Origin of the sequence: Lamprobacter sp. (assembly GCF_034860625.1) — a bacterium.
Lineage (GTDB): Bacteria > Pseudomonadota > Gammaproteobacteria > Chromatiales > Chromatiaceae > Lamprobacter.
In genome coordinates this window covers 1-1105 of the sequence record NZ_JAYESN010000589.1, presented here as the reverse complement: position 1 = coordinate 1105, position 1105 = coordinate 1, and the positions used below count along the sequence as shown (strand labels likewise).

The 1105-nt window shown below is 62.7% G+C and carries 1 protein-coding gene and 1 pseudogene; both read right to left on the bottom strand.

Translation table 11 applies throughout. The features are described from left to right. Positions 1 to 385: type II toxin-antitoxin system RatA family toxin (locus VBE63_RS30045; protein WP_323686625.1), on the bottom strand; the 385-nt coding region annotated here is incomplete at its 3' end. Positions 386 to 436: 51 nt separating this feature from the next. Beyond that, positions 437 to 1105 (bottom strand): annotated as a pseudogene (locus VBE63_RS30040) (hypothetical protein); the annotation flags it as partial.

Sequence of the window (1105 nt, the reverse complement as noted above, 5' to 3'; positions counted from 1 at the left end):
TGTTGCTCACCCGATCAAACAGTCGACCCGCAGCGGCACCCACCAGTGAAGATCCTACACTGAACTCCAGCTGCAGGCTGATCTTGCAGGCCGCATCACCCAGGGCCTGGAAGCGCCAGCAACCGGCAAAGCGCTCAAAGGGACCGTCCTTGAGTTGCAGCGCAATGGACTCGGGCGCGCTCAACGTATTGAGGGTAATGAAGCTCTGCGCGAATCCCGCGCGCGCCAGATCCAGCCGAGCCTCCATGCTGCATTCATCCGCATGCAGCACCTCGGCACCAACACAGCCCTCCATGTACTGCGGGTAGGCCTCAACGTCGTTCACCAGGTCAAACAGTTGGCGTGGCGTGTAGGGCAGCAGCGCACTGCGATTGATCGCGGGCATGGAGGCAAAACCTTTGCGATGGATTCAGGGGCATCAAGGGCCCGACGCGACTCAACCGGGCGCCAGTGCGTGGAACCATACGATAAGCACGCCGAACGGGGCAACATAACGCAGTAGCAACAGCCAGCCATGGTAGAACCACGTGCTCTCACGGCCCAGTGCTGCACGCACGTGCGACTCAGGCAACAGCCAGCCGACAAAAACCGCTACTGCCAGGGCGCCCAGCGGCAGCAGACCCTCGACCAACAGGCGATCCGATAACTGCAGCAGACCCGAGAACGCTGACTCAGGCTGCAGCGACAGCGCACCCAGCACCGCCAGTGACCACACCAGAGCAAACATCACCACACTGGCGCGTATGCGCGTCAGACCCAGACGTTGTTGCAGGGTGCTGACCAGGGGCTCGAACAACGCCACCACCGAGCACAGTGCCAGCAGCGCGCTCAACAAAAAAAACAGCGCACCGTGCAGATCTCCCCCCGTACTGTTGCCAAACCCGTGTGCCAGCCCCAGAAACAGCAGACCGGGGCCCTGCGCCGGGGCGAGGCCATCGGCGAGCAGCAGGGGCAACACGATCACGCTGAAAGCCAAGCCTGCAGCCACATCAAACAGCACTACAGCGAGCACCGAGCGCCCCAATGGCAAGCGCCTGGGCGCGTAGGCGCCATAGTTGATGCCCACCGCAGCGCCGATGCACAGGGTGAACAGGGCGTGGCCCAT